This is a genomic window from Pseudomonas proteolytica (genome assembly GCF_007858275.1).
GTDB classification, from domain to species: Bacteria; Pseudomonadota; Gammaproteobacteria; order Pseudomonadales; family Pseudomonadaceae; genus Aquipseudomonas; species Aquipseudomonas proteolytica.
In genome coordinates this window covers 127,369-149,981 of record NZ_VFEV01000013.1, presented here as the reverse complement: position 1 = coordinate 149,981, position 22,613 = coordinate 127,369, and the positions used below count along the sequence as shown (strand labels likewise).

General features: G+C 62.1%; 23 protein-coding genes. 15 read left to right on the top strand and 8 right to left on the bottom strand.

What is annotated here, in order from left to right; genetic code table 11:
- Nucleotides 1-165: 165 nt before the first annotated feature.
- Nucleotides 166-1,008 (bottom strand): cache domain-containing protein, encoded by an 843-nt coding sequence (locus FIV38_RS12005; RefSeq protein WP_092234345.1) that lies wholly within the window; start codon nt 1,006-1,008, stop codon nt 166-168.
- A gap of 417 nt (nt 1,009-1,425) precedes the next feature.
- Here FIV38_RS12005 and FIV38_RS12000 point away from each other — a divergent pair, with 417 nt between their 5' ends.
- The 6 genes from FIV38_RS12000 (at nt 1,426) to FIV38_RS11975 (ending at nt 9,681) form a co-directional block, all read left to right on the top strand.
- The gene (locus FIV38_RS12000; protein ID WP_092234348.1) at nt 1,426-2,799 is read left to right on the top strand and encodes a glutamine synthetase family protein; all 1,374 of its coding nucleotides are present in this window, start codon (nt 1,426-1,428) and stop codon (nt 2,797-2,799) included.
- 90 nt (nt 2,800-2,889) lie between these two features.
- A complete protein-coding gene (locus tag FIV38_RS11995) occupies nt 2,890-3,546 on the top strand; it encodes a class I SAM-dependent methyltransferase (protein ID WP_029292327.1) in 657 nt (218 codons plus the stop codon).
- 122 nt (nt 3,547-3,668) lie between these two features.
- Complete coding sequence (rnd, locus tag FIV38_RS11990; protein WP_070995099.1) at nt 3,669-4,802, top strand: ribonuclease D; 1,134 nt, start codon at nt 3,669-3,671, stop codon at nt 4,800-4,802.
- Nucleotides 4,799-5,092, top strand: a complete 294-nt coding sequence (locus tag FIV38_RS11985) for a YcgL domain-containing protein (protein ID WP_029292329.1) — start codon at nt 4,799-4,801, stop codon at nt 5,090-5,092. Before rnd ends, FIV38_RS11985 begins: the two co-directional genes overlap by 4 nt.
- Before the next feature lie 113 nt (nt 5,093-5,205).
- Entirely contained in the window at nt 5,206-6,138 is a 933-nt protein-coding gene (locus FIV38_RS11980) for a D-2-hydroxyacid dehydrogenase (RefSeq protein ID WP_070995100.1), read from the top strand.
- Between the two features lie 699 nt (nt 6,139-6,837).
- Nucleotides 6,838-9,681: an OspG family effector kinase gene (locus FIV38_RS11975; RefSeq protein ID WP_139273561.1), complete on the top strand. Its 2,844-nt coding sequence runs from the start codon at nt 6,838-6,840 to the stop codon at nt 9,679-9,681.
- A 47-nt stretch (nt 9,682-9,728) separates the two neighbouring features.
- Here the strand turns inward: FIV38_RS11975 and FIV38_RS11970 are convergent, their stop codons facing one another.
- Nucleotides 9,729-10,322, bottom strand: coding sequence for a nitroreductase family protein (locus FIV38_RS11970; protein ID WP_092234354.1), 594 nt, complete (start codon nt 10,320-10,322; stop codon nt 9,729-9,731).
- A 154-nt stretch (nt 10,323-10,476) separates the two neighbouring features.
- Here FIV38_RS11970 and FIV38_RS11965 point away from each other — a divergent pair, with 154 nt between their 5' ends.
- Nucleotides 10,477-10,926, top strand: a complete 450-nt coding sequence (locus FIV38_RS11965) for a YcgN family cysteine cluster protein (protein ID WP_029292333.1) — start codon at nt 10,477-10,479, stop codon at nt 10,924-10,926.
- 12 nt (nt 10,927-10,938) lie between these two features.
- Nucleotides 10,939-12,171, top strand: a complete 1,233-nt coding sequence (locus tag FIV38_RS11960; RefSeq protein WP_029292334.1) for a hypothetical protein — start codon at nt 10,939-10,941, stop codon at nt 12,169-12,171.
- A 104-nt stretch (nt 12,172-12,275) separates the two neighbouring features.
- Here the strand turns inward: FIV38_RS11960 and FIV38_RS11955 are convergent, their stop codons facing one another.
- The 4 genes from FIV38_RS11955 to FIV38_RS11940 form a co-directional block, all read right to left on the bottom strand.
- On the bottom strand, nt 12,276-12,617 hold the full coding sequence (locus FIV38_RS11955; RefSeq protein ID WP_092234358.1) for a YgaP family membrane protein: 342 nt from the start codon (nt 12,615-12,617) through the stop codon (nt 12,276-12,278).
- 69 nt (nt 12,618-12,686) lie between these two features.
- Nucleotides 12,687-13,154 (bottom strand): RNA methyltransferase, encoded by a 468-nt coding sequence (locus tag FIV38_RS11950; RefSeq protein WP_003210674.1) that lies wholly within the window; start codon nt 13,152-13,154, stop codon nt 12,687-12,689.
- 182 nt (nt 13,155-13,336) lie between these two features.
- Nucleotides 13,337-13,711: a YajD family HNH nuclease gene (locus FIV38_RS11945; protein ID WP_003210675.1), complete on the bottom strand. Its 375-nt coding sequence runs from the start codon at nt 13,709-13,711 to the stop codon at nt 13,337-13,339.
- 71 nt (nt 13,712-13,782) lie between these two features.
- Nucleotides 13,783-14,469, bottom strand: a complete 687-nt coding sequence (locus FIV38_RS11940; RefSeq protein WP_070995103.1) for a spermidine synthase — start codon at nt 14,467-14,469, stop codon at nt 13,783-13,785.
- Between the two features lie 81 nt (nt 14,470-14,550).
- Between FIV38_RS11940 and FIV38_RS11935 the strand changes: the two genes are divergently transcribed.
- Nucleotides 14,551-14,841, top strand: a complete 291-nt coding sequence (locus FIV38_RS11935) for a hypothetical protein (protein ID WP_092234361.1) — start codon at nt 14,551-14,553, stop codon at nt 14,839-14,841.
- On the opposite strand, the gene FIV38_RS11930 is transcribed toward FIV38_RS11935, so the two are convergent.
- The gene (locus FIV38_RS11930; protein ID WP_092234364.1) at nt 14,838-16,892 is read right to left on the bottom strand and encodes a S9 family peptidase; all 2,055 of its coding nucleotides are present in this window, start codon (nt 16,890-16,892) and stop codon (nt 14,838-14,840) included. The genes FIV38_RS11935 and FIV38_RS11930 overlap by 4 nt on opposite strands.
- 90 nt (nt 16,893-16,982) lie before the next feature.
- Between FIV38_RS11930 and FIV38_RS11925 the strand changes: the two genes are divergently transcribed.
- The 3 genes from FIV38_RS11925 to FIV38_RS11915 are packed head-to-tail and all read left to right on the top strand — an operon-like array spanning nt 16,983 to nt 18,808.
- Nucleotides 16,983-17,447: a hypothetical protein gene (locus FIV38_RS11925; RefSeq protein ID WP_029292339.1), complete on the top strand. Its 465-nt coding sequence runs from the start codon at nt 16,983-16,985 to the stop codon at nt 17,445-17,447.
- 30 nt (nt 17,448-17,477) lie between these two features.
- Nucleotides 17,478-18,254, top strand: coding sequence for a class II glutamine amidotransferase (locus FIV38_RS11920; RefSeq protein WP_029292340.1), 777 nt, complete (start codon nt 17,478-17,480; stop codon nt 18,252-18,254).
- A gap of 11 nt (nt 18,255-18,265) precedes the next feature.
- Nucleotides 18,266-18,808, top strand: coding sequence for a DUF2937 family protein (locus FIV38_RS11915; protein WP_029292341.1), 543 nt, complete (start codon nt 18,266-18,268; stop codon nt 18,806-18,808).
- 265 nt (nt 18,809-19,073) lie between these two features.
- On the opposite strand, the gene FIV38_RS11910 is transcribed toward FIV38_RS11915, so the two are convergent.
- Complete coding sequence (locus FIV38_RS11910) at nt 19,074-20,012, bottom strand: LysR family transcriptional regulator (RefSeq protein WP_070995105.1); 939 nt, start codon at nt 20,010-20,012, stop codon at nt 19,074-19,076.
- Nucleotides 20,013-20,190: 178 nt separating this feature from the next.
- On the opposite strand from FIV38_RS11910, the gene FIV38_RS11905 reads away from it, so the two are divergent.
- Genes FIV38_RS11905 through FIV38_RS11895 form a run of 3 tightly spaced genes read left to right on the top strand, consistent with a single transcriptional unit; the run spans nt 20,191 to nt 22,546 of the window.
- Nucleotides 20,191-20,934 (top strand): 5-oxoprolinase subunit PxpA, encoded by a 744-nt coding sequence (locus tag FIV38_RS11905; RefSeq protein ID WP_029292343.1) that lies wholly within the window; start codon nt 20,191-20,193, stop codon nt 20,932-20,934.
- Complete coding sequence (gene pxpB, locus FIV38_RS11900) at nt 20,931-21,635, top strand: 5-oxoprolinase subunit PxpB (RefSeq protein WP_092234366.1); 705 nt, start codon at nt 20,931-20,933, stop codon at nt 21,633-21,635. The genes FIV38_RS11905 and pxpB overlap by 4 nt, the downstream gene beginning before the upstream one ends.
- Entirely contained in the window at nt 21,632-22,546 is a 915-nt protein-coding gene (locus FIV38_RS11895; RefSeq protein ID WP_029292345.1) for a 5-oxoprolinase subunit C family protein, read from the top strand. The genes pxpB and FIV38_RS11895 overlap by 4 nt, the downstream gene beginning before the upstream one ends.
- Nucleotides 22,547-22,613 lie beyond the last annotated feature (67 nt).

Sequence of the window (22,613 nt, the reverse complement as noted above, 5' to 3'; positions counted from 1 at the left end):
GATTCGTTGATTCATGGGGGACTCTTGGTTCCAGGGCATGATCAGATACCTCCTGACCATGCGTATTAACCTGTAAACCATGTCCCCGGTTAGAAATGTAAACGATGTCCCCGGTTTGTACCGGGACGAGCCCCCTCGCCACGGGGATTCTTTAGCGCGGGCGCTTTATGGGCTGTAGTAACCCACTGCCACTAGAAAATGCCCACTCTTGCGCAGGTAGGCATGCTTGTCTTCCACCTTGCCGGTCACCGGGTTTTTCCAGCGGTACTCATATTCGCCCTGACCCTGCTCCTTCATCAGTGCCAGGATCGGCTCACCCACGGGCTTGCCGTCCGGGTCCTTGACCTTGGCAAAGTCGGTGTTGATCAGGCGCAGGTCGGTGCCATGGGCCACGTAGCGCCCGGTATCCAGGTCGACCACGAACACATACAGGTCGTCCTGCAGGAAGCCACCTTGCAGCGCGTTGATTGCCTTCAGGGTGCCCGCTTCGTTTTTTTCCAGGTCCTTGACCGCCTTGTCCCGCAGGGCCTTGGCCTGTTCGGGCGTGGCGCGGGGCAGGTAATAGCCGACGGCGAGGATGTGCTGGCCGATGCGCTGGTAGAACACACGCTTGCGTTCAACCTTGCCATCGTTCCAGTTCTGCCAGCGGTATTCGGCCTGCTGGATGCCATTGCCTTCCGGGATTTTCAACGCCTCCGTGAAGGACTCGCGCAGGTCCGGGCCGAGCACTTTGGACACGTCGCGCCCGATCAACGCCGATGACGGGCCGCCACTGGCCAGCAGCACGCCCTTGGTATCGACCACGAACACATAACGGTCCTTGTCGACAAACTCGCCCTGGCGGCTGAAGGCGGCGAAGGCCTTGTCACCGTGGTCATGGTAGTAGGCCAGAGCCTTCTCCAGCAGCGCCTTGGCGGCCTGGGCGTCCTGTTCCTGGGCGGTAGCGGCGTGGGCCTGGCTGGCACACAACAGCAACAGCAGCCAGGTGGCGCGGAGCATTCCCTTCATTGACCCGTCCCTCGTTCTTGTGAATGTCCCAACAGCGTAGACGGCTGTGAGCTATGCATGAATATTCAGCAAACGATGTAAGTCGCTTCTGAATGTTTAGTGAGGTCGCATCCAAACTCCATCAAGGGTGAATTTAACGACTTATTGCACCGTGTGACGCTGGTGCTCATCTCTTCACTGTGATCACTGCATGGACGGCTCCCCCGACGCTCACCCCGAGGCCTCGCCTGGCGCCATCGCGCCCTGCTGCCCGGTATGTCGGTTGGGTGCTGATGCACTGCCCTCTGAACTGGCCTTTTGGGCGCTGTGGCACTGCCGCCACGCCCGCCCGCCAGACACCACGCCCTTACGCTGATTGCCCCCATCCAGGGCGTGCCGTCGTGCGCGCCTGCCTGACGCAAACGTAAGAGAGCTGCCATGAGTACCGTCTTTGCCAACCTGCACGAAGCCCAGTCCTTTCTTGACCACAACCCCGATATCGAGATGTTCGAACTGTTCATCCTCGACAGCAACGGCGTGCCCCGGGGCAAGTTGCTGCACCGTGATGAACTGCTGGCGGTCTATGCAAGCGGTCGGCCGCTGCCCAGCACCATCCTGGGCCTGACCCTCAATGGCGATGACGTAGAAAACTCCGGCCTGGTGTGGGAGGTGGGCGATATCGATTGCCGTGCCTACCCGATCAGCGGCAGTTTGCAACGCATGCCGTGGCGCTTGATTCCCACGGCCGCGGTGCAAGTCAGCATGCACCCCGAGGAAGGCCTGCCGGCGACGGTTGCCGATCCCCGGCACTTGCTGACCAAGGTCATCGATGGGCTCAAGGCCGACGGTTATTACCCGGTGATGGCGGCGGAACTGGAGTTCTACCTGCTCGACCAGAAACCCGACAGCAATGGCCGCCCGCAACCGGCGCGGGATGTGGATGGCGCTCGCCCGCGCTCGACCCAGGTCTATGGCCTGCGCGAACTGGAGCAGATCGAGCCGTTTCTGGCCGACCTGTACAGCGCCTGCAAACTGCAAGGCATCCCCGCGCGCACGGCAATCTCCGAATACGCCCCAGGCCAGGTGGAGATCACCCTCGAGCATCGCAGCGATGCGTTGCAGGCGATGGACGAGGCGGTGCGTTACAAGCGCCTGGTCAAGGGCGTGGCCCACAAGCACGGGATGACTGCCTGTTTCATGGCCAAGCCGTTCGACGACCTGGCCGGCACAGGCATGCACATGCATGTCAGCCTGGCGGATGTCGACGGCAACAACCTGTTTGCCAGCGAGGCGCCCGACGGCACGCCATTGTTGCGCCAGGCGGTCGGCGGGATGCTCAGTACCTTGCTCGATTGCTTGCTGCTGTTTTGTCCCAACGCCAACTCCTATCGCCGCTTCCAGAGCAACAGCTACGCGCCGCTGGCCGCCACCTGGGGCGTCGACAACCGCACGGTGAGCCTGCGTGTGCCGGGCGGGCCGGCGTATTCGCGGCATATCGAACACCGCATCTGCGGCGCCGATGCCAACCCTTACCTGGCCGCGGCGGCCATTCTCGCGGGGATTCACCGAGGCATTCGCGAGCAGCGCGATCCGGGCGCGCCGGTGACGGGCAACGGTTATGCCCAGGCCAAGGAGTTGCTGCCCACCGATTGGCTGACCACCTTGCGCGCATTGGAAGGTTCGGCCTGGGCGCGTGAGGCGTTCGGCCAGGAGTTCCTCGGCGTGTACCTGGCGGTCAAGCGGGCCGAGTATCGGCAGTTCATGGGCGAAGTGGGTGAGCAGGACTGGCGTTGGTACTTGCACCAGGCGTGACGATGGCCTTTCGACCTTTTTTTCACGCAGGGGTGGTTAAGCTCAAGTTCCAGTGTCCGTAGAGACCGGTTCATCTACATGAGTCCCGTGATGTCGCCACCCCCCCTATCGTCTATCGAGGCTGAATTCGCCGCGCGCTGTGATCGTGACCACGCTCGGGTTTGTGGTGACACGCGACCGCCTGGTTTGCTGCGGCGCTTGTGGTTATGGCGCGATGAGCGCCTGGTGCGCCAGGCCCTGAAGGTGGCGGGGGAGCCCGGCCTGGTGCTGGACCTGGCCTGCGGGGCGGGGCGTTTCTGGCCGGTGCTGGCTGAACACAGCAACCGCGTGATCCTGGCCTCGGACGCCTCCCAAGTCATGCTCGATCATGCACAGAGCCACCATGGCGCGGCATTTCTGCGGCGGATCAAGACGTTCCAGGGCTCGGCCTTTTCCATCGGCCTGTCGGCCAACGCGGTGGACTGCATTTTTTGCCTGGAATTGTTTCGCCACGTCCCCACGGCTGACGCGCGGCTGGCGCTGTTGCGCGAGTTTCACCGGGTCAGCCGCGACACGGTGATTGTCTCGGTAGACAGCGACAGCCGCCATCGTCAACGCCACCCGGCAGGCGCGGGGCAACCTTTGCTGGCCCATCGCAGCGAGGTGGAAGCGGAGTTCCGCCAGGCGGGCTTCACGGTGCTGAACCAGCAAGAGTTCATGCCCGGCTCGGCCTTGTGGCGGGTTTATGTGCTGCGTAAAAGAGGATAAGCCGTACACGTCGGACTATTCTTCGTCTCCTGTCAGAGTTTTCATGATGGCTGGCACACTGCGGGTGCTCGAAAGACCCTCAGGCGATATATACTGCGCGCCATTCTTCAAGGGAGAGCCGTGTGGCCATCGATATTCACTGGATCTGCGACAACGATAGCCTCGGCCAGCATTGCGCCGAATGGCAGCAGTTGCCATTCGTCGCCCTCGACACCGAATTCATGCGGGTCGACACCTTCTATCCCATCGCCGGGTTGATCCAGATCGGGGATGGTGTACGCGCTTATCTGATCGATCCCCTGACCATCGATAACTGGCAGCCCTTGGCCGCGCTGCTGGAAAATCCAGCGGTGATCAAGGTGGTGCACGCCTGCAGCGAAGACCTGGAAGTATTGCTGCGCCTGACCGGCAGCCTGCCGGTGCCATTGTTCGACACGCAATTGGCGGCGGCCTACCTGAACCTCGGCTTCTCCATGGGCTACTCGCGCCTGGTGCAAGCGGTGCTGGATATCGAGTTGCCCAAGGGCGAGACGCGTTCGGACTGGCTGCAGCGGCCACTGTCCGAGACCCAGGTCAGTTACGCCGCCGAAGACGCGGTGCATCTGGCGCAGGTCTATACGCTCCTGCGTCCGCGGTTGTCCGACGATAAGTACGCCTGGGTCCTGGAAGATGGCGCCGAACTGGTGGCCAACCTGCGCCGGGAAATCGACCCCTACGAGGTCTACCGCGACGCCAAGCTGGCTTGGAAACTGTCCCGGGCCCAGCTCGCCGTGTTGCGCGAACTGTGCGCCTGGCGCGAGCAGCAGGCCCGTGCCCGCGACCTGCCACGCAACCGCATCATCCGCGAACACTCACTATGGCCCCTGGCCAAGTCGCAGCCGGATAACCTCGCTGCCCTGGGCAAAATCGAAGACATGCACCCGCGCACCGTGCGCCAGGACGGCGAGTTCCTGCTGGGCCTGATCAAGCGTGCCGCCAGTGTGCCGATGGACCAATGGCCACCGGCCGTGCCAGAGCCGTTGCCGGTGGATGCCGCGGTGCTGATCAAGCAACTGCGCGCCCTGGGCCAGACCTTCGCCGAACGCCTGGACATGGCCCCGGAACTGATGCTGCGCAAGAAAACCCTTGAGGCGCTGGTCAAGAGCGGCTACCCCGATGGGCCTTACCAATTGCCTGACTCGCTGCGTGGCTGGCGCCGCGAGTTGATGGGCCAGGCGCTGCTGGACAGCCTGGCCACTGCCGGAGAACAGCCTTGAAACATATTTGCTCCATCTACCGCAGCCCGAAACGCGCCGGCATGTACCTCTACGTGCTCAAGAGCGATGCCCTCGAGCGCGTGCCCGAAGGCCTGCTGACGGTGTTCGGCAAGCCGGTACACGCGTTCAACCTGGTACTGACGCCGGAACGCAAGCTGCAGCAGGAAGATATCGTGGCGGTGTTGGCCAACCTCGAAAAGCAGGGCTACCACCTGCAAATGCCACCGCCGGATGACGAGTACATCGAACACCTGCCCGAAGAGTTGCTGCGCCGTAACGACCCGATGTGATCGACCAGTGTCCCGTTCGGGACACGTTTGAATCGAATGACCTGGCGAGCCCCGAGCCCTGCAGTCAGTTTGCTGGCGGTGGCCGTCTGCACTGTTTTTGAAAGGTTTGAACCATGCGCGTTCTGATAGCAGAACAGGACCACCCGCTGTACGCCCGATTGCTGCGCGAAGCGGCGCCGGATATTGAAGTCCTGACCAGTGGCGACTCGGCCCAATTGTCGAGCCTGGCTGCCGATTGCCCGGTGTGGCTGGGCCAGCCAGACCTGCTGGCAACCCTGCTGCGCCAGGGCCATCACCCGCAGTGGCTGCAATCGACCTGGGCCGGCATCACGCCGCTGCTGGCCGATGGCCTGCCACGGGATTATCGGCTGACCCGTGCCGTCGGCATTTTTGGCCAGGTGATGGCCGAGTACGTGCTCACCTATATGCTCGGTCACGAGCGTGAAGTGCTGGCGCGCCTGGTGAGCCAGGTCGAGCGCAAGTGGGACAACCGCATGGGCCAGAGCCTGGCGGGGCGCAAGGTGCTGATCGTTGGCACCGGCGATATAGGCCAGAGCGTGGCGCAGTTCCTGCTGCCCTTTGGCGTGGAGTTGTACGGCATCGCCAGCGAAGCCCGGGAGCAGGCACCGTTTATCGAGGTGGTCGGGCCGGATCAACTGGGCCGCCTGGTGGGCGAGGTGGACTATGTGGTCAACCTGCTGCCCAACACGCCCAACACCCACGACCTGTACGACGCAGCGCTGTTCAAGCAGTTCAAGCCGACCGGGTTGTTTATCAACGTCGGGCGTGGCGTGGCGGTGGTGGACGCCGACCTGGTCGAGGCGTTGAAGGAAGGTCACCTGGCCGGTGCGGTGATCGACGTTTGCCGCCAGGAGCCACTGCCCCAGCGCCATCCGTTCTGGACCGCCTGGGGGTTGCTGCTGACGGGCCACAGCTCCGCGCCGACCTGCCCGCGCAGGATGGTGGCGCTGTTTGTCGAAAACCTGCGGGCGTACCAGGCCAAGGATTCGCTGCGGGGCGAGGTGAGTTTCGAGCGGGGATATTGAAAAACCCCACACAGTGCGTGGCACCCATCTGATTTTATCGCTGGCGGCAAAAGTGGGAGGCTCTCTGACCTTAAGAAGGGAGGCCTCTCCATGCTCGTTTTGCGCGCTGTTCCCCCGCCACTATCCCCGCTTCTCATGCCTGCGGCTGATCGCGCCGTTGACGCTTCCCGCCCGCTGCAGCCGCAACCTGATCCGACCACTGTTGATGCAGGCGCCCAGGTCATCCCGGCGCGAACCAAGCAGCCGGCGGGTCTGCGGGCCGCGCTGGCAGACCAGGCAAACCTCAAGCTCCTGGCGCGCAAGCTCTACGAGGTCGCCACCCGATTGGGCGTGGACGCTGCGCCTCAGGCAGTGCTGGCGGCACTGGGTAGCACCCCGATGGGCATCGACCCTGAGTCGTCCCATGCGCTGGAGACCGGTCGCAGCATCACCTTGGCAGCCTTTATCAAGCATCTGGGTTTATTCCTGCCCTCCAGTCATTTTCATCTCACCAGCCTGGCCCAGGCGCTGGATGAAAAAGCCCTGGAGCACCCTCTTGGCGATTTTGGCGGTGGGTTGTCCTGGCCGGTGCCCTTGAGCCCAACCGAGCAGCGCAAACTTGGCGTGTTGACCCAGAGTTATCTGGGTGAGCAGCCACAAGGCAGGCAAGGCAAGGGGCTGTTGGGTTTCCTGCACGCTTGCCAGCCAGTCGCCGCGCCTGTGCTGGGCAACCCCGCCAAGGCTCTGGAGTCGCTGGTCAGTTCCAGCGAGGGGCAGCGGCTGGGGAAGTACCTGCAGCAACAAATGGGCGGGATAGCCACTGACTGCAGTGCCGGCGACTATTTGCTGGCAGCCATTGCTGTACAGATGGATCCCGAGTCCATCGGCGCTCCCCAGCGCAACAAGGTGGCGGGTTTCGACCTGGCCAGCGAGAAGCACTGGGGCCAACCCGCTTCAACGGTGGTAGCGGGGTTGAGCGAGCACCTGAACGCTGGAGGCAAGACCAGCCCGGAAATGGCCGGGGTGGGCGCCTATCTGTTGCTGGCCAAAGCGGCTCCCGAATTTCTTATCAAAGACATCCCCGCCAGCGTGACCTATGGCAGTTCGGCCTGGGCCAGCCTGGCGATTGCGGCGGCGACCATCGAGGCCCAGTCGCCGGGCAAAGTACCGAACATGACCTTTGTGCAGGTCATGCAGCAGGCCGAGCGCGCAAGGCTGGCTGATCCGGATATCACCCAGCGTGCACAGCAGGCTGCGCTGGTGGACTGGGGGGTGGTCAATGGCCTGCTGGTGCGCAAGGCGGACGAACGCTACACCGTCCAAGAACTGGACACCCTCCAGAACACCTTCAATACCCGCCAGCAGCAAATGATCAGTGCCAGCCGGTCATTGGACCAGGCCCTCCCTGGTCGAAAGGCACTGGCGCTGGCCGAACTCAAACAACGGTTTGGCGATCTCGGTGGGCTTTTTGAAGAAAGGTTGATCAGCACCACAAGCTACCCGCGAGGAGCGCCGGGAACGCCGGCCACCCGATTGGTCGGCCTCCATTCGTTGCTGGATATCGCCATGATGGACCTGCCTTCTCCAGCCTTGTTCTATTCGGCGGACAGCCGCATCCCCCTGGCCGAGTTGAATGCCAACTACCGGTTTGGCACAACCGAGTCGTTCAACCAGCAGTTCAATGATGTCATCCAGAGTAAAAAAGCGGCGGTCACCACAGCCGTCAAACACTTGATCGCGCAGCTTCCCCTGGAGGACCGAAAGAACTTTGAATATGGAAAGATCGCCTTCTATCAACGTTCATCCCATACGCTCGGGCTGGGGTTCTCCGATAAAGCCCATCATCCCAAGGGGGTGGAGCTGCTGGTAAAAACCGAACGCGAGGGAAAGACCGCGGCGTACGAAATAAACTTTGCCCAAGGCACTATTCGATCAACTGAGCCCTGGCAAGCCGAGGAGCGTCGTTCCAGAAATGCCAACCTGGTCTGCGAGACCAAGGCGTTCACACCTGCCGCCAGCCAAGCCCAGCAACAAGAACAAACAACACCCGTGGGTAACCCGCTACTTGATAGTTTTGCGACGGCACGCACTCAATACATTGCGCAGGCATTCGTCGAACACCTTGATCTTGATGATCCCGCGATAAAGGAACACGCGGGAGGGCACACCACGCTGGACGCGCAGCGGGGCAGGGCCAAGGTTGTTGAAACGTTTTTATTGAACCTGGTTCCGCTGCGTTCGGCGATTGTCAATTTCCAGCAGGGCAACTATGGCGAGGGCGCCTTTGACCTGGCGCTGGATATCTTTGGCTTCCTGACTGCCGGCGCGGGCGTCGCCGGAAAGCTTGGCAAGTTGGGCAGCGCAGCCATATCCGGGACGGCCAAGGCCTTGCAGGGAGCGAAGATCATTGGTGCGGCCACGATTGGCGCCTTGAACCCGCTTGGCGGGTTGGGTGACTTGAGCGTCGGCGGTGCCAGGCTGGTCGGCAAAGGGCTCGCCAAAGGTGTCGGCGGGGTCAACAGGCTCAGGGGCACTTCCGGCAGCTATGACCTGTTGAAGGCTGTGAGCAACGACTATGGCGTAGCCGCCACCGGCAGGTTCAAGGTGGCAGGGCGCAGTGTCGAAGGAGGGGCCGTCCTGCAAAACGGCAAATGGTATGCCTTTGATGCCGACAGGCTACGTGCCTATGGTGGGCCTCTGCAGGACTTTGTGGCCCAGACCAGGGCCGTGGACGGCACGCTTGCCATGGCAGGTGTCGCGCCGGGCAGCGAGTTGGGCAACAGGATGCTCGTCGAGTACAGCGTTGCGCCCTCGAAAATAGCCGGGCTGTCGCGCAACAGCCAGGGGGTCTATGTTGCGGCTGACGGCCACTTGTCCCATATCCGCCATACCGACAGTGCCGGTGAGACGGCTGTGTATGAGGTTCGGCAAGTCACCCGTACCGAAGAGGGCGTGGTGCAGGCACGGATCTATCACCGTGGCCGGCAGACGCCGCTATTGGTCCAGCATGTACAAGGTGATCAATGGCAGCGCCTGAATCTGTTGGGCGCTGCTCCGATGCCGGTGGCAGCCGATCTGGGCGCTGTGATCGGGCAAGGTGGCGAGGGCATTATCTACGCGAGCCTTGATGGCAAAAGTGTCTACAAGGATCTGGGGCCTACATCAATCAAGCCATCGGATAAGTACATCAATACGGAAGTGGTCTCGCTGAATAAATATTACGGCGAGGGTTTTGCCAGGGTAATCATCGAGGATGGGCGTAAATATATAAAAATGGGACGGATCGAGGGTGTGGATCTCAGCATGTTCAAGCGCGATGGCCTGCCACCCGAGGCGCGCTCATTGCTGGATGATGTATTGGCGCAAATGGAAGCCAAGGATATCTATCACAATGATCTGCAATTAAATAACTTTATGTACTCTGCCAAAGACCAGAAAGTTTACCCGGTGGATATGGATTCCCAGGGCTTGGAGTTTATGGTGCCGGTGGTCATGGACACATATAACAGGCATAAAGAGGCGCTGCGCGTGGCCTACAGTGGCCTTATCGCTAAACCTTCTTGATGGGGGGGCTGGACACCCCGCCGTTTGTCAGCGGCGGAGGGGCAGGCTTAAAGGTTGAAGTCCCCGGCGGCCACCAACTCGCTCAATGGCCGGCGCGGGCTTGGAGCTTCACGGGCTTGGAGGTATTGCGCCAGGGTCGACTTGTCTCCCAGCTTGCCCACGGCAACCGCCGCATGCAGCGCATACCCCTCGGGGATTTTCAGTTCCTTGCGGGTCAGTTCCTGATCGAAACCGGCCATGCCATGGGTGTGCCAGCCGCTGATGCTGGCTTGCAGCGCCAGGTGGCCCCAGGCCGAGCCGGTATCAAAGGTGTGCCACAGCGCAGGGGTTTCTTCGCTGGCGCCCGGCACCGCAAAATCGGTTTTCGAGACCACGATCACCAGCGCCGAGGCATGTTGCGCCCAGCCACGGTTGAATTCGTTCAGCAGGCTAAGGAAGCGCTGCCAGTCCGGCGTATCGCGACGGGCATAGAGAAAGCGCCAAGGCTGCGAGTTGTAGGCCGAAGGCGCCCAGCGCGCGGCCTCGAAGAAGCTCAGCAAGGTTTCCTCCGGGATGCTTTCCCCGGTAAACGCACGCGGCGACCAACGTTCGGTGAACTGCGGGTGGATCGGATAATCGGCAACGCGTGCTTCAGTGCTCATAAGCGCATCCTGATGGAAAAAACCGGCCTTCAAAGCTACTGCGCCACCGCGTGCCTGACAAGTCTTGCCCTACCGGTAGTCGTAAGCGCTTGGCCCCAGGGGGCTTGGGCACTAGACTGGCGGCCTTTTAACATACCGAAACTGATGTAGAGCCATGGCCGCCAAAGTCGAACCTTTCTGGATACGCAAAACCCTTGAGCACCTCGACCAGGAGGAATGGGAGTCGCTGTGCGACGGCTGTGGCCTGTGCTGCCTGCAAAAGCTCGAAGATGAAGACGACAACAGCGTCTACTACACGCGTATCGCCTGCAAACTGCTGGACCTGAAAACCTGCCAGTGCACCGACTACCCTAACCGCCGCGACTCGGTCCCTGATTGCATCCAGCTCACGCCGGGCCAAGCCGATCAGTTCAAATGGCTGCCGCCGACCTGCGGCTATCGCCTGGTGAGTGAGCGCAAGGACCTGCCGCTCTGGCACCACCTGGTCTGCGGTGATCGCGATGCCGTGCACCACGAACGCATTTCCCAGTCCGGACGCATGCTCAGCGAAGGCAGCGTGCCCGAGGATGATTGGGAGGATTACCTGATTTTCCGCGCAGGCTGAAAAGGAGAGCGTATGACGGTCCAAGCCAAGCTGGCGGTGAGCCTGCTGTTGTTGGGGTTGAGCGCGTCGGCGTGGTCGGCGAAAAAGGTCGACCTCGACTATCACGTCAAACTCTTGCCCCAGAGCGATCAGGCCGAAGTCCGTTTAAGCCTGTCCCAGGGCTCGGCGGTGCGCAGCCTGGACTTCGACTTGGGGCGCGACGGTGACTACAGCGATTTCAAAGCCGACGGCCAGTGGCAGGTCAGGCCTGACGCGGGGGCCAGTCGTGGCCTGTGGCAGCCGGGCGCCGACAAGGCCAGCCTGACCTACCGCGTGCGCTTGAGCCATGCGCGCAAGGCCGGTATCTACGAGTCACGCATGACCCCCAGTTGGGCGCTGTTTCGCGGCGAGGACCTGGTGCCGGCGGCCCGTCTGGACCAGCAGGATGGCGTGGAACTGGTGTCGCGGCTGACCTTCGAGCTGCCAGCGGGGTGGAAAAGCGTCGAGACGCCCTGGCCGCGGATCGGCAAGCACAAATTCCGTATCGACAATGTGTCCCGTCTGTTCGACCGGCCCACGGGCTGGATGCTCGCCGGCAGCCTGGGCAGCCGCCGTGTGCGCCTGGGCGAAACCGAAATCACCGTGGCCTCGCCCAAGGGCCAGGCCATGCGGCGTATGGATGTGCTGACGTTGCTGACGTTCGTCTGGCCTCAGGTGCAAGCGGCGTTTCCCAGGCACCCGGCCAAGCTGCTGGTAGTGGGCGCCAGCGACCCAATGCGCCGTGGCGCGTTTGCCGCACGCGATTCGGTATACCTCAATAGCCGCACGCCGCTGGTCAGCGAGAACGGCAGCAGCCCGCTGATTCGCGAAGTGGTGCAAGCCATCGGACGGTTCAACGACCACCAGGGCAGTGACTGGATCAGTGAGGGGCTTTCGGAGTACTACGCCATCGAGCTGCTGCGGCGTGCGGGTGGTATCAGCGATGAGCGTTATGTGGCGATCCAGGCGCGCCTGAGCAAGGATGGCAAGGGCGTGACGACCTTGCGTGGCGAGCACGTCAGCGGCGCCACGGTGGCGCGGGCGGTGGTGGTTTTGCAAGAACTGGATCGCGAAATTCGCCTGAAAACCCACAACAAGCGCTCACTGGATGACCTGACCCAAGCGCTGATGCGCCTGGACAGTATCAGCACCAAGGAGTTTGTGCAGTTGGCTGAAAGCGTAATCGGCGAATCGTCCGTGGTGCTCGACAGCAAGCTGCTGCACTGACCGGGCCCGTGTAGGAGCAGGCTTGCCAGCGATGCAAGCGGCTCGGTCCATCAGGTGTACCGAGGTGACGCTATCGCTGGCCAGCTCCTACATTTTGATTAGTGTCAGTCGGTGGTTTTTTCGGCAGCCACTTCAGCCCGGGTCTTGAGGTTCTTCAATTCCTCGCCGGCCCGCTCGATCTTGGTCCGCACACTATTGATATCCTGACGGCTTTTTTCCAGCAGCGACTTGGCCGAGCTATGGCCGCTGATCCCGCGCGCCAATGCCACGCCGCCAATCGCCACCTGGATCAGGCCGAAAAAACCGCCCCGGCGAATGCCCTTGCCCATCATCACCACACCACCGGCCAGGGAGCCAATGCGCTCCCAGCCCTGGACGTTCTGGGTCGGCTGGGTCTGGAACGGCGTCGATTCAATCACAGGTTCGAGGGTTCTGCTGTCGCTCATGGTCTGTCTCCAACAAAGGGCCATTGATATGCAACTGACTGTCGGCAGTTCAAGGATGTTCCCAAAAAGTCAGTACTTGGGTCCCGAACGGGTGTTATTGCCCTTGGCCAGGCGGTCGTAGAGCACCACATTGACGGTGGCTGCCAGGTTCATGCAGCCGGTGGTCGGGATGTAGATCACGTCTTCGCACCAGTCGCGGATCTCTTTGTCGAGGGAGCCGTCTTCAGGGCCGAAGATATACAGCGCCCGATCAGGATGGGTGTATTCCGGCAGTGGCCGAGCGCCCTCTACCAGTTCCACGGCGACCGGGATGCAGCCCAGGGGCAGGATTTTTTTCAGGTCGTCGATGCCGATCAGCGGGATATCGTGGTGGACCTTCTTGGTGTCGGTAATAAAGTCCCGGGCCCGCTCATAACGTTTACCGGTGTAGAACACCGAAGCCACCCCATAGCAGCCGGCGGCACGCATGACCGAGCCAACGTTTTCGGGGGATTTGGGGTTGTACAGACCGATGCAGCTGTAGCGTTTATTGCCCACGGGAGAGGGTGCCTTCGAGAAAAACCGCGATTATACGGGGATTGCTCGAACAGCGGTCGGTATAGAAATGGCGGGTCTGGGGGATTGTCATCGCGGGCAAGCCCGGCTCCCACATTTGAAATGCATTCACCTGTGGGAGCCGGGCTTGCCCGCGATAGCGTCGTTGCGTTCAGCGCCGAGCGTCAGTCGTCCTTCTTCATCAACCCCGCCAACGCCGCAAACGGGTTGTGCGTAGCCTTGGCGATGGTCGGGCTGCTGGTGGAGCCTTCGCCGAAATACTGTTGGTCGGTATAGCGTGAGTGCTCGTTGTCGTGGCAGTACAGGCAGAGCAGTTCCCAGTTGGAACCGTCCTGGGGATTGTCGTCATGGTTGTGGTTGCGGTGGTGCACGGTCAGTTCGCTGAGGCGCTTGCCAGCGAACTCGCGGGCGCAACGGCCACACACGTGGGGGTACATTTTCAGGGCTTTGTCGCGGTAGCCCATTTCCCGGTCGCGCTGGGCATCGGCGAGGATACGGTCCAGCTTGGCGGTGTGGGAGGGCGGGTTGGTCGAGCTCATCATGGCTCCTGTTCATTTATTGGATAGATCACGGATGACGTTGATTCTAGCTGCTCGCCTGGCAATTTGCCTCAGCCCTTGAGCTTCTCGGCAATCCAGATGGTATGCCGGGTGCCCTTGTTGCCATGGGCGAAGACTTGCACTTCCTCGGCCTTGAAGCCGGCCTTGCGCAGTTTGTCGCTGAACTGCTTGTCGGCGCTGGCCGACCACACGGCCAGCACGCCCTTGGGGCGCAGGGCCTTGGCGCAGGCGCTGAGGCCACCGGCGGAGTACAGCCAGCTGTTGGCTTTTTGCGTCAGGCCTTCGGGGCCGTTGTCGACGTCGAGCATGATCGCATCAAAGCCCTGGGGCTCGGCCTGCAGGACCTTGGCCACGTCTTCCAGGCGGATCACGGTGCGCGGATCCTGCAACGGGTTGCCGGATTTTTCTCCAAGAGGGCCGCGATTCCATTCCACAACGCCCGGCACCAATTCTGCCACGACCACTTGCGCCGTCTTGCCCAGGTGCTTGAGCGCCGAGGCCAGGGTGAACCCCATGCCCAGGCCGCCAATCAATACCCGCGAGCCGGGGCGCCCGGCAACTTTGCGACAGGGGATTTCTGCCAGGGCGTCTTCGGAACCGTGCATGCGCGTGTTCATCAATTGCCCGCCGTCGCCACCCTGGATCTTGATCACAAAATCCTCGCCGTACTCGAACAGGCACAGGGCGCCGCCGTTGTCGGGGATGGGGGTGGTGTCGAGCAGCACGAAACGTTTCATGGAAATCTCATTGGGAAGGGCATTCTTGCGCGGTTGGGAGTAGCCTTGGGACTGGTTAACAGTCAGGCCATGGAGCCATCGATGAAGTGCAGCATTCTAGCGGTCATTGTAGGGAGTGTGCTCACATTGGGTGCCGCACATGCCCAGCAGTTGCAACCCGTGCCGAACACACCGGCGACCACCACGGGTGCACCGGGTACTGCAACGCCAACCCCCTATCCGCAAGTCACCCCGCCGATGGCACCCAAGCCACAAGGGGCCGGGGCGCCGTTGTTGCCGCCGATTGAAATGCCCAAGCCGCCCAAGGACCAGACCTTGCCTGGCTTGCAGCAAAACGACAGCAAGCCGAAGCCACCGGGGGCGGGTTCTTAAACCAAGCCCAGGGCCTTGAACACAAAGGCATATTCCAGGGCGACATCACGCAAGCCCTGGTAGCGCCCGCTCATGCCGCCATGGCCGGCGCCCAGTTCGGTCTTGAGCAGCAGCAGGTTGTCGTCGGTCTTGGTGGCGCGCAACTTGGCCACCCATTTGGCGGCTTCCCAGTACTGCACACGGCTGTCGTTATAGCCGGCGATCACCAGCATCGCCGGGTAGGCCTGGGCGCTGACGTTTTCGTACGGCGCATAGGCCTTGATCCGCTCGTACACCTCGGGCTCCTGTGGGTTGCCCCACTCGTCATATTCAGTGACGGTCAGTGGCAGGTCCGGGTCGAGCATGGTGTTGAGCACATCGACAAAGGGCACTTCGGCAATCGCCGCCTGGAACAGTGCCGGGCGCTGGTTGAGCACGGCACCGATCAACAGCCCGCCGGCGCTGCCGCCGCTGATGGCCAGTTGCTTGGAAGTGGTCAGGCCTTGGGCGATCAAGTGTTCGGCACAGGCAATAAAGTCGCTGAAAGTGTTTTGCTTGTGCTCCTGCTTGCCGGCGCGGTACCAGGCTTCGCCCAGTTCGCCGCCGCCGCGCACGTGGGCGATGGCAAACGCCACGCCCCGGTCCAGCAGGCTCAGGCGTGCATGGGAGAACCACGGGTCGAGGCTGGAACCGTAGGCACCGTAGCCATACAGGTACAGCGGCGTTGGCTGGCCCACCTGGTCGCGCTTGACCACCAGGCTGATCGGCACCTGGGTACCATCGGCAGACGTCGCCCACAGGCGCTGGCTGACGTAGTCGTCAGCGTTGAACTCACCCAACACCGGGGTTTCCTTAAGCACCTGCTGTGCGCCGCTGGCCAGTTCCAACTGGCGAACCTGCGCCGGGCGGTTCAGCGCTTCGTAACGCAGGCGGATCTTGTCGCTGTCGAACTCCAGGCTGTTTTGCACATACAGGCTGTAGGCTGCGTCTGGCAGCTCCACGCGATAGCTCGGCAAACCTTGTGGGTGCACGTCGATCACCGGCAGGCCGCCAATGCGCAGGCTCAGGGTCATGGCGCGGGCATTGAGCGTCACGCCATCGAGCATCACCGCGTCATCGTGGGCAATCAGGTTGTGCCACTGCTCTTCGCTGGGCACGCTGCCGTTGTCCGGCGCCTGGAACAGCGCAAAGTTGATGCCGTCGCGGTTGCTGCGGATAAACCAGGTCCACTGGTCGTCCAGCTTGCCGTGGTCGACATCGTATTCATGGCCTTCAACCCGTGGCGCCAGGCAGGCAAATGCCTGTTGCGGCTGCTCGGCGTCCAGGGCCCAGATTTCACTGGTGGTCTTGCTGCCCAGGGCCAGGAGCAATTGGCGCTCGGAACTGGAGCGGTAGCAATGCAGGAAGAAGCGGCCGTCGGGCTCGTGGAACACCTGTTCGGCAGCGGTACCGTCCAGGCGATAGCGATACAGTTTGTGTGGGCGATGGGTGTCGTCCAGTTCGCCGAAGAACAGCGTCAGGCTGTCGTTGGCCCAGGTCATGCTGCCGTCGCAATTTTCGAACGTCAGTTCGCTGACCTTGCCTGAAGACAATTCCTTCACGTACAGGGTGTAGATCTCTTCGCCATTGGTGTCCAGGCTGTAGGCCAGGCGCTTATGGTCCGGGCTGATGCTGAAGGCACCGAGGGAGAAAAACCCGCCATTGGCCAGTACATTCGGGTCCAGCAGCAATTCTTCGGCGCTTTCATCGATCTGCTGGCTGTCATCGGCCGGGCGCGGGCAGCGGTAGTGACGTGGGTATTCGTCACCGGCGGTGGTGCGCGTGTAGTACAGGTAGGGCCCCCAGGGCGAGGGCAGTGACAGATCGGTCTCGAGGATGCGCCCCTTGATCTCTTGAAACAGCGTTTCGCGCAGCTCTTTTTGATCATCGAGCTGTGCCTCTTGCCAGGCATTCTCGGCCTTGAGGTAGTCGAGCACCTCGCTGCTGTCGCGTTCCTGCAACCAGGCATACGGGTCCTGGCCTGGGGCGCTGCGGGCAATCGGGGCGGCAGTGATGTGGGTCGATGGAGGCATGGATCACTCTCTGTCTGGCAGTGGGCCGACGGCATTGCAGCCGTGGCACGGAAAAGCCGTTATCATACGGGCCTGTTTGCCTACCTTGCCATGGACACCATGACCGAGAACGACTATCTGACCGCTTGGGGCCTCTACGCCTTCGCCGCTTTGGGCTGCCTGCTGGTGTGGTTTCGCCTGACCCGCTGGATCTGGCGCTGGCTGCGCGAACCGCTGCGGTTGCTGATGGCGGTGCTGTTGTTGAGCCCGACCATTGTCGACCCGGTCAAGGAGCAGTTTGCCCCGGCCGTGGCCATCACCGCCCTGGATCTGCTGCTCAAGGTGGGCAATAACGCCTGGCGAGCGGTTTCCGATTTGCTCATGTACGCGATGATTGCCTTTGGCCTGTACCTGGTCTTTGTGCTGATCCGCTGGCCCATCGAGCGTGCCGCCAAGGCCCGGCGTGAGCAGAAGGCCGCCGCTGCGGCAGCGGTCGCGGCCGAGCCAGAAGACGACGAACCCTATGGCCGTCCGCCGGCCCCTGTCAGTGGCATGCGGGTCGAGCCGCGTCTTTAACGTTGTAAGCCCTGCATCGAGAGTCCTGGCATGTGTGAATTATTGGGCATGAGTGCCAACGTACCGACCGATATCGTGTTCAGCTTCACCGGGCTGATGCAGCGCGGTGGGCGTACCGGGCCGCACCGCGATGGCTGGGGCATTGCCTTCTACGAGGGCCGTGGCCTGCGGCTGTTCCAGGACCCGGCGGCCAGCAGCGAGTCTGAGGTGGCGCTGCTGGTGCAGCGTTATCCGATCAAGAGCGAAGTGGTGATTGGCCATATCCGCCAGGCCAACGTCGGCAAGGTCAGCCTGTCCAACACCCATCCGTTCGTGCGCGAATTGTGGGGGCGCAACTGGTGTTTTGCGCATAACGGCCAGTTGGCCGACTTCACGCCCCAGGCCACGTTCTACCGGCCGGTAGGCGATACCGACAGCGAAGCGGCGTTCTGTGACCTGCTCAACCGTATTCGTGAGGCGTTTCCCGAGCCGGTGGATATCGAGCAAGTGTTGCCGGACCTGATCGCCGCCTGCGCCGAATACCGCAGCAAAGGCGTGTTCAACTGCCTGCTCAGTGATGGTGACTGGCTGTTCTGCTACTGCTCGACCAAACTGGCGCAGATCACCCGTCGCGCACCATTTGGCCCTGCGCGCCTGAAAGATGTCGACGTGATCGTCGATTTTCAGGCCGAAACCACGCCAAACGATGTCGTAACGGTGATTGCCACCGAACCCTTGACCGAAAACGAGACCTGGACCCGCTACGAACCGGGCCAGTGGAGCCTGTGGCGGCGCGGTGAATGCGTGCGCCAGGGTACAACCGCATAAGGACGTCGATTATGTTGCTCAGCTATCTGCGCCTGGTGTTGTTTGCCATCGGCTTGTTGGTCGGGGTGCAAGTCCCGGGGTTTATCAACGACTACGCCAAGCGCGTCGAAGCCCATTTGATCGAAGCCCAGACCGGCCTGCGCGGGTTTGAAAGCACTGCGCAGCAGTTCTTCAATGGCGATTTGCAGGCATTGGTGGCGCATTACCGCGCCAGTGAGGATCCGGTGTTCCGCAGCGATGCCAACAGCCTTGGCACTTTGCTCGATCGCCAGGTGGCGTTGGACAAGCAGTTCCAGGCCATGCAGGGGCCGTGGTACATCCGCGCCTTGCAGGTGGCGGTGGCCGCCGACCCGGATATTCGCAAGGAGACCTGGAATGGCTACAGCTACCAGATCCTCCTGACCCCCGAAGCCATGGGCTGGGGCCTGGGCGGGGCGATGCTGTTGTCATTCGGCCTGGAATGCCTGTTCCGCCTGATCGACTGGGTGGTACTGGGTGGCAAGCGTCTGCGCCAGAGCCGACCGATTGAAGAGCGGGACCTCAAAGGCTTGTAAGTCCAAATATGGAACGGGGTTTGTAGGCCCTGGCTTGCTCCCCTGTGGCGAGCGGGCTCGCCCCGCGCTGGGCTGCGAAGCAGCCCCAATAAGCACGGCGCGGTCCTTCAGATAAACCGCGATGACCGGGTTTAGGGCTGCTTCGCAGCCCAGCGCGGGCGATGCGGCGTTCCGACAAGCCCGCTCGCCACAGCGGCCCTGGCTGCTTGGATTTACGCGTTGCGGCAAAAATGCTGCGGTTTACAGGCAAGCCAGCCCCGCCCTCTCAATCGGGTTTCTTCAGTGAGGGTGGGTGACTGAGCACCATGCGTTCTTCACCCACTTCCTCGGCATACCGCGCCACGACGCTCTGGCACAACGCAACAATCTCCTCCACCAACTCCACGCCCACCCGCCACGACACCACCACCTGCAGGTTTGGTAAGCGTTGCGTCATGGGCAGCATGACCAGTTCGCCCCGCGCCAACTCTTCGCTGACCAGCACCGGCGGCAACGCGCCGATACCGAAGCCGTCGCGCAGCAGGCGGGTGATGGCCGACACCGAATTCACACAGTTCATACGCGGCGCCGCCACGCCATGGGCCTGCATCAGGCTCAACACGTCCTGGTGCGGGTGGGAGTTTTTCGAATAGGTGATGATCCGCTCTTGGGCCAACTCGGCCAGGGAGGCGTAGTCACGGTTGTAGATGCTATGGCTGGCGACGATCCAGCCCATGGGGTGGCTGGCCAGTTCCAGGCTGCGCACCGATTCCTGGCGTAGCAGGTCGGTTTGCAGGATCAGATCGAGAAAGCCTTTTTGCAGCTGATCACTGAGGTTGAGCGCGGTATCGGCGACCAGCTCGATTTCCACCAGGGGGAAGTGGTCCATCAGTTCGGTCACCAGCGGGCTGAGCCAGGTATGGATCACCGTGTCCATCGCGCCGATGCGGATGCGTCCGACCTTGCTGCTGGTGGTTTCCAGCGACTGCTTGAGCCCCTGCATGGTGACCATCATCTGCTCGGCATAATCGAGCACCTTAATCCCATCCGGGGTCAGGCTCACCCCTCGCGAGTCACGCAGGAACAGTTTCACCCCCAGCTCGCTTTCCAGTACCGCAATGCGGCTGGAGATCGAGGCCTGGGTGGTGAACAGCTTCTCTGCCGTCAGCCGGAAGCTCTTGAGCCGGGCTACCCAGACGAAGGTTTCGAGGAACTTCAAATTCATGGGATCAACTTTTTCTTATGCATGGATCGGTTTTTATTAGTTGGACGCAGCAGGGGCTGCGCGCCAAAAATCGGGCTGTCTCACGATAAGCGTCGTCGGGGCTCAGGACAACATCGTTGCGGGATCTTGGTAAAAGATCCCACACTACAAAAAAATAAAGCCTACAGGAGTCTTCACCGTGAGCCGCCTGCTACTGAATTGCGACATCGGCGAAAGCTTTGGCGCCTGGACCATGGGTCTGGATGCCGAGGTCATGCCATTCATTGATTGCGCCAATATTGCCTGCGGCTTCCACGCCGGCGACCCGAGCATCATGCGCAAGACCGTCGCCCTGGCATTGCAGCATGGCGTGCAGATCGGTGCGCACCCGGCCTATCAGGACCTGGCAGGCTTTGGCCGCCGCTCCATGGCGTATGGGGCCGAGGAACTCCAGGACCTGCTGCATTACCAGATCGGTGCCCTCGACGGGATCTGCCGGGCCCAGGGTGGCCGGGTCAGCTACGTCAAGCCCCATGGCGCGATGTACAACGACATGATGGCCAAGCCTGCGCAACTGCGCGCGGTCATCCAGGCCGTGGCGGCGTACGACGCCAGCCTGCCGTTGATGCTCATGGCTACCCGTGACAACAGCGCCGCCCAGGCCCTGGGTGATGAGTATGGCGTGACCCTGTGGTTCGAAGCCTTTGCCGACCGCGCCTATGACAACGCCGGGCACCTGGTCTCGCGCCAGTTGCCCGGGGCCGTGCATCATGATGCGCAGGTCATCCTCCAGCAGGCCCTGACCATTGCCCGTGGCGAAACCTTGGTTGCCAGCGATGGCAGCCCCTTGCTGTTGCAGGCCGACACCCTTTGCGTGCATGGCGATAACGCCAGCTCGGTGGCAGCGGTGCAGCGCATTCGCCAGGCGTTGACGCCACCATGAAGCCACGGATTGAAGTAGTGGCCATCGACTGCCTTATGGTGCGCCTGTTTGATGCAATAGCCGAAGACAACATGCCCTGGATGCTCGCCGCCACGCGCCGCCTGCGCGAGGGCTTTGGCCCGGCGTTGGTGGACCTGGTGCCTTCCTACACGACGCTGATGGTGCATTACGACCTGCTGGCGCTGAGTCCGGCACAGGCACGGGAACTGATCGATCAGGCGCTTACCGACCTGCAGCCACAGGCCCAGGGCAGCGGGCACTGTCACGTGTTGCCGGTGTGGTACGACCTGAGCGTCGGCCCTGAACTGACCTTGCTCGCCCAGCGCAGCGGGCTTGCGGTCGACGAGGTGATTCGGCGCCACAGCCAGCATCACTATCAGGTTTTCGCCCTGGGTTTTGCCCCAGGTTTTGCCTTTATGGGCCTGGTCGAAGAACAGCTCGCCGCGCCACGCCTGAACACCCCGCGCAAACGCGTGGCGCCGGGCAGCGTCGGCATCGCCGAGCGGCAGACCGCAGCCTACCCAGTGGAGTCCCCAGGGGGCTGGAACCTGATCGGCCGCACCCCGGCCAAACTGTTCGACCGCGAGCGCGATGGCTACAGCCTGATGCAGCCAGGCGACAGTGTGCGTTTCGAAGCCATCGGTCGCGCGGAATTTATCAACCTGGGTGGCGATGACACGCCCTTGGAGGCCCAGGCATGAGCCGCTTGTTGATCGAGGCCAGCACCGCGCTGTGCCTGTTGCAGGACGCCGGGCGTTTTGGTGTGCGGCATCTGGGCGTGACCCAGGGTGGCGCGCTGGATTGGGTGTCGATGTCCTGGGCCAATTGGCTGCTGGGTAATCCACTGGATGCGCCGGTGGTGGAGATCACCTTGGGCGGTTTTACCGTCCAGGCCCAAGGCTATTGCGTGCTGGCACTGGCCGGTGCTGACCTGGGGGCGTACATCGACGAGCGTGCCATTAGCCCAGGGCGTAGTTTCATTCTGCAAAAAGGCCAGCGTTTGCGCTTCACCCAACCACACCGTGGCGCACGGGCTTACCTGGCGGCGCCGGGAGGTTTTGATGCGCCCAAGGTGCTGGGCAGTTGTGCCAGCGTCGGGCGCGAGGCCTTGGGCGGTTTGGACGGGTTTGGCCGGGCCCTGGCTGAAGGCGCTACGCTTGCCTATTGCGGCACGAGCAGCAATTTGCGTGAGTTGCCTGTGGAGCAATTACACCCTGCGGCGCCCCTGGACGTGATTCTCGGTGCGCAGATCGGCCAGTTCAGCGGCCAGAGCCTGTTCGATGCGTTTAACACCGAATGGGCCCTGGACAGCCGCGCCGACCGCATGGGCATGCGCCTGCTGGGCACGCCGCTGGCGTATCAGGGAGCGTCGCTGATCTCCGAAGGCATCCCCTTGGGCGCGATCCAGGTACCGCCGGATGGGCAGCCGATTGTGTTGCTCAATGACCGGCAGACCATTGGCGGCTACCCGCGATTGGGTGCGTTGACGCCGTTGTCCTTGGCGCGCCTGGCCCAGTGCCTGCCGGGGGAGAAGGTGCGGTTGGCGCCGGTGATGCAGGAGACGGCGCACCGGGAGCATCTGAGCTATTTGCAGCGATTTATGAACCGCTAAAGGCATCGCAGGCAAGCCCACAGTTGAGCGGTGTTCACATCTTTTGATTTGTGAATGCAATTCAACT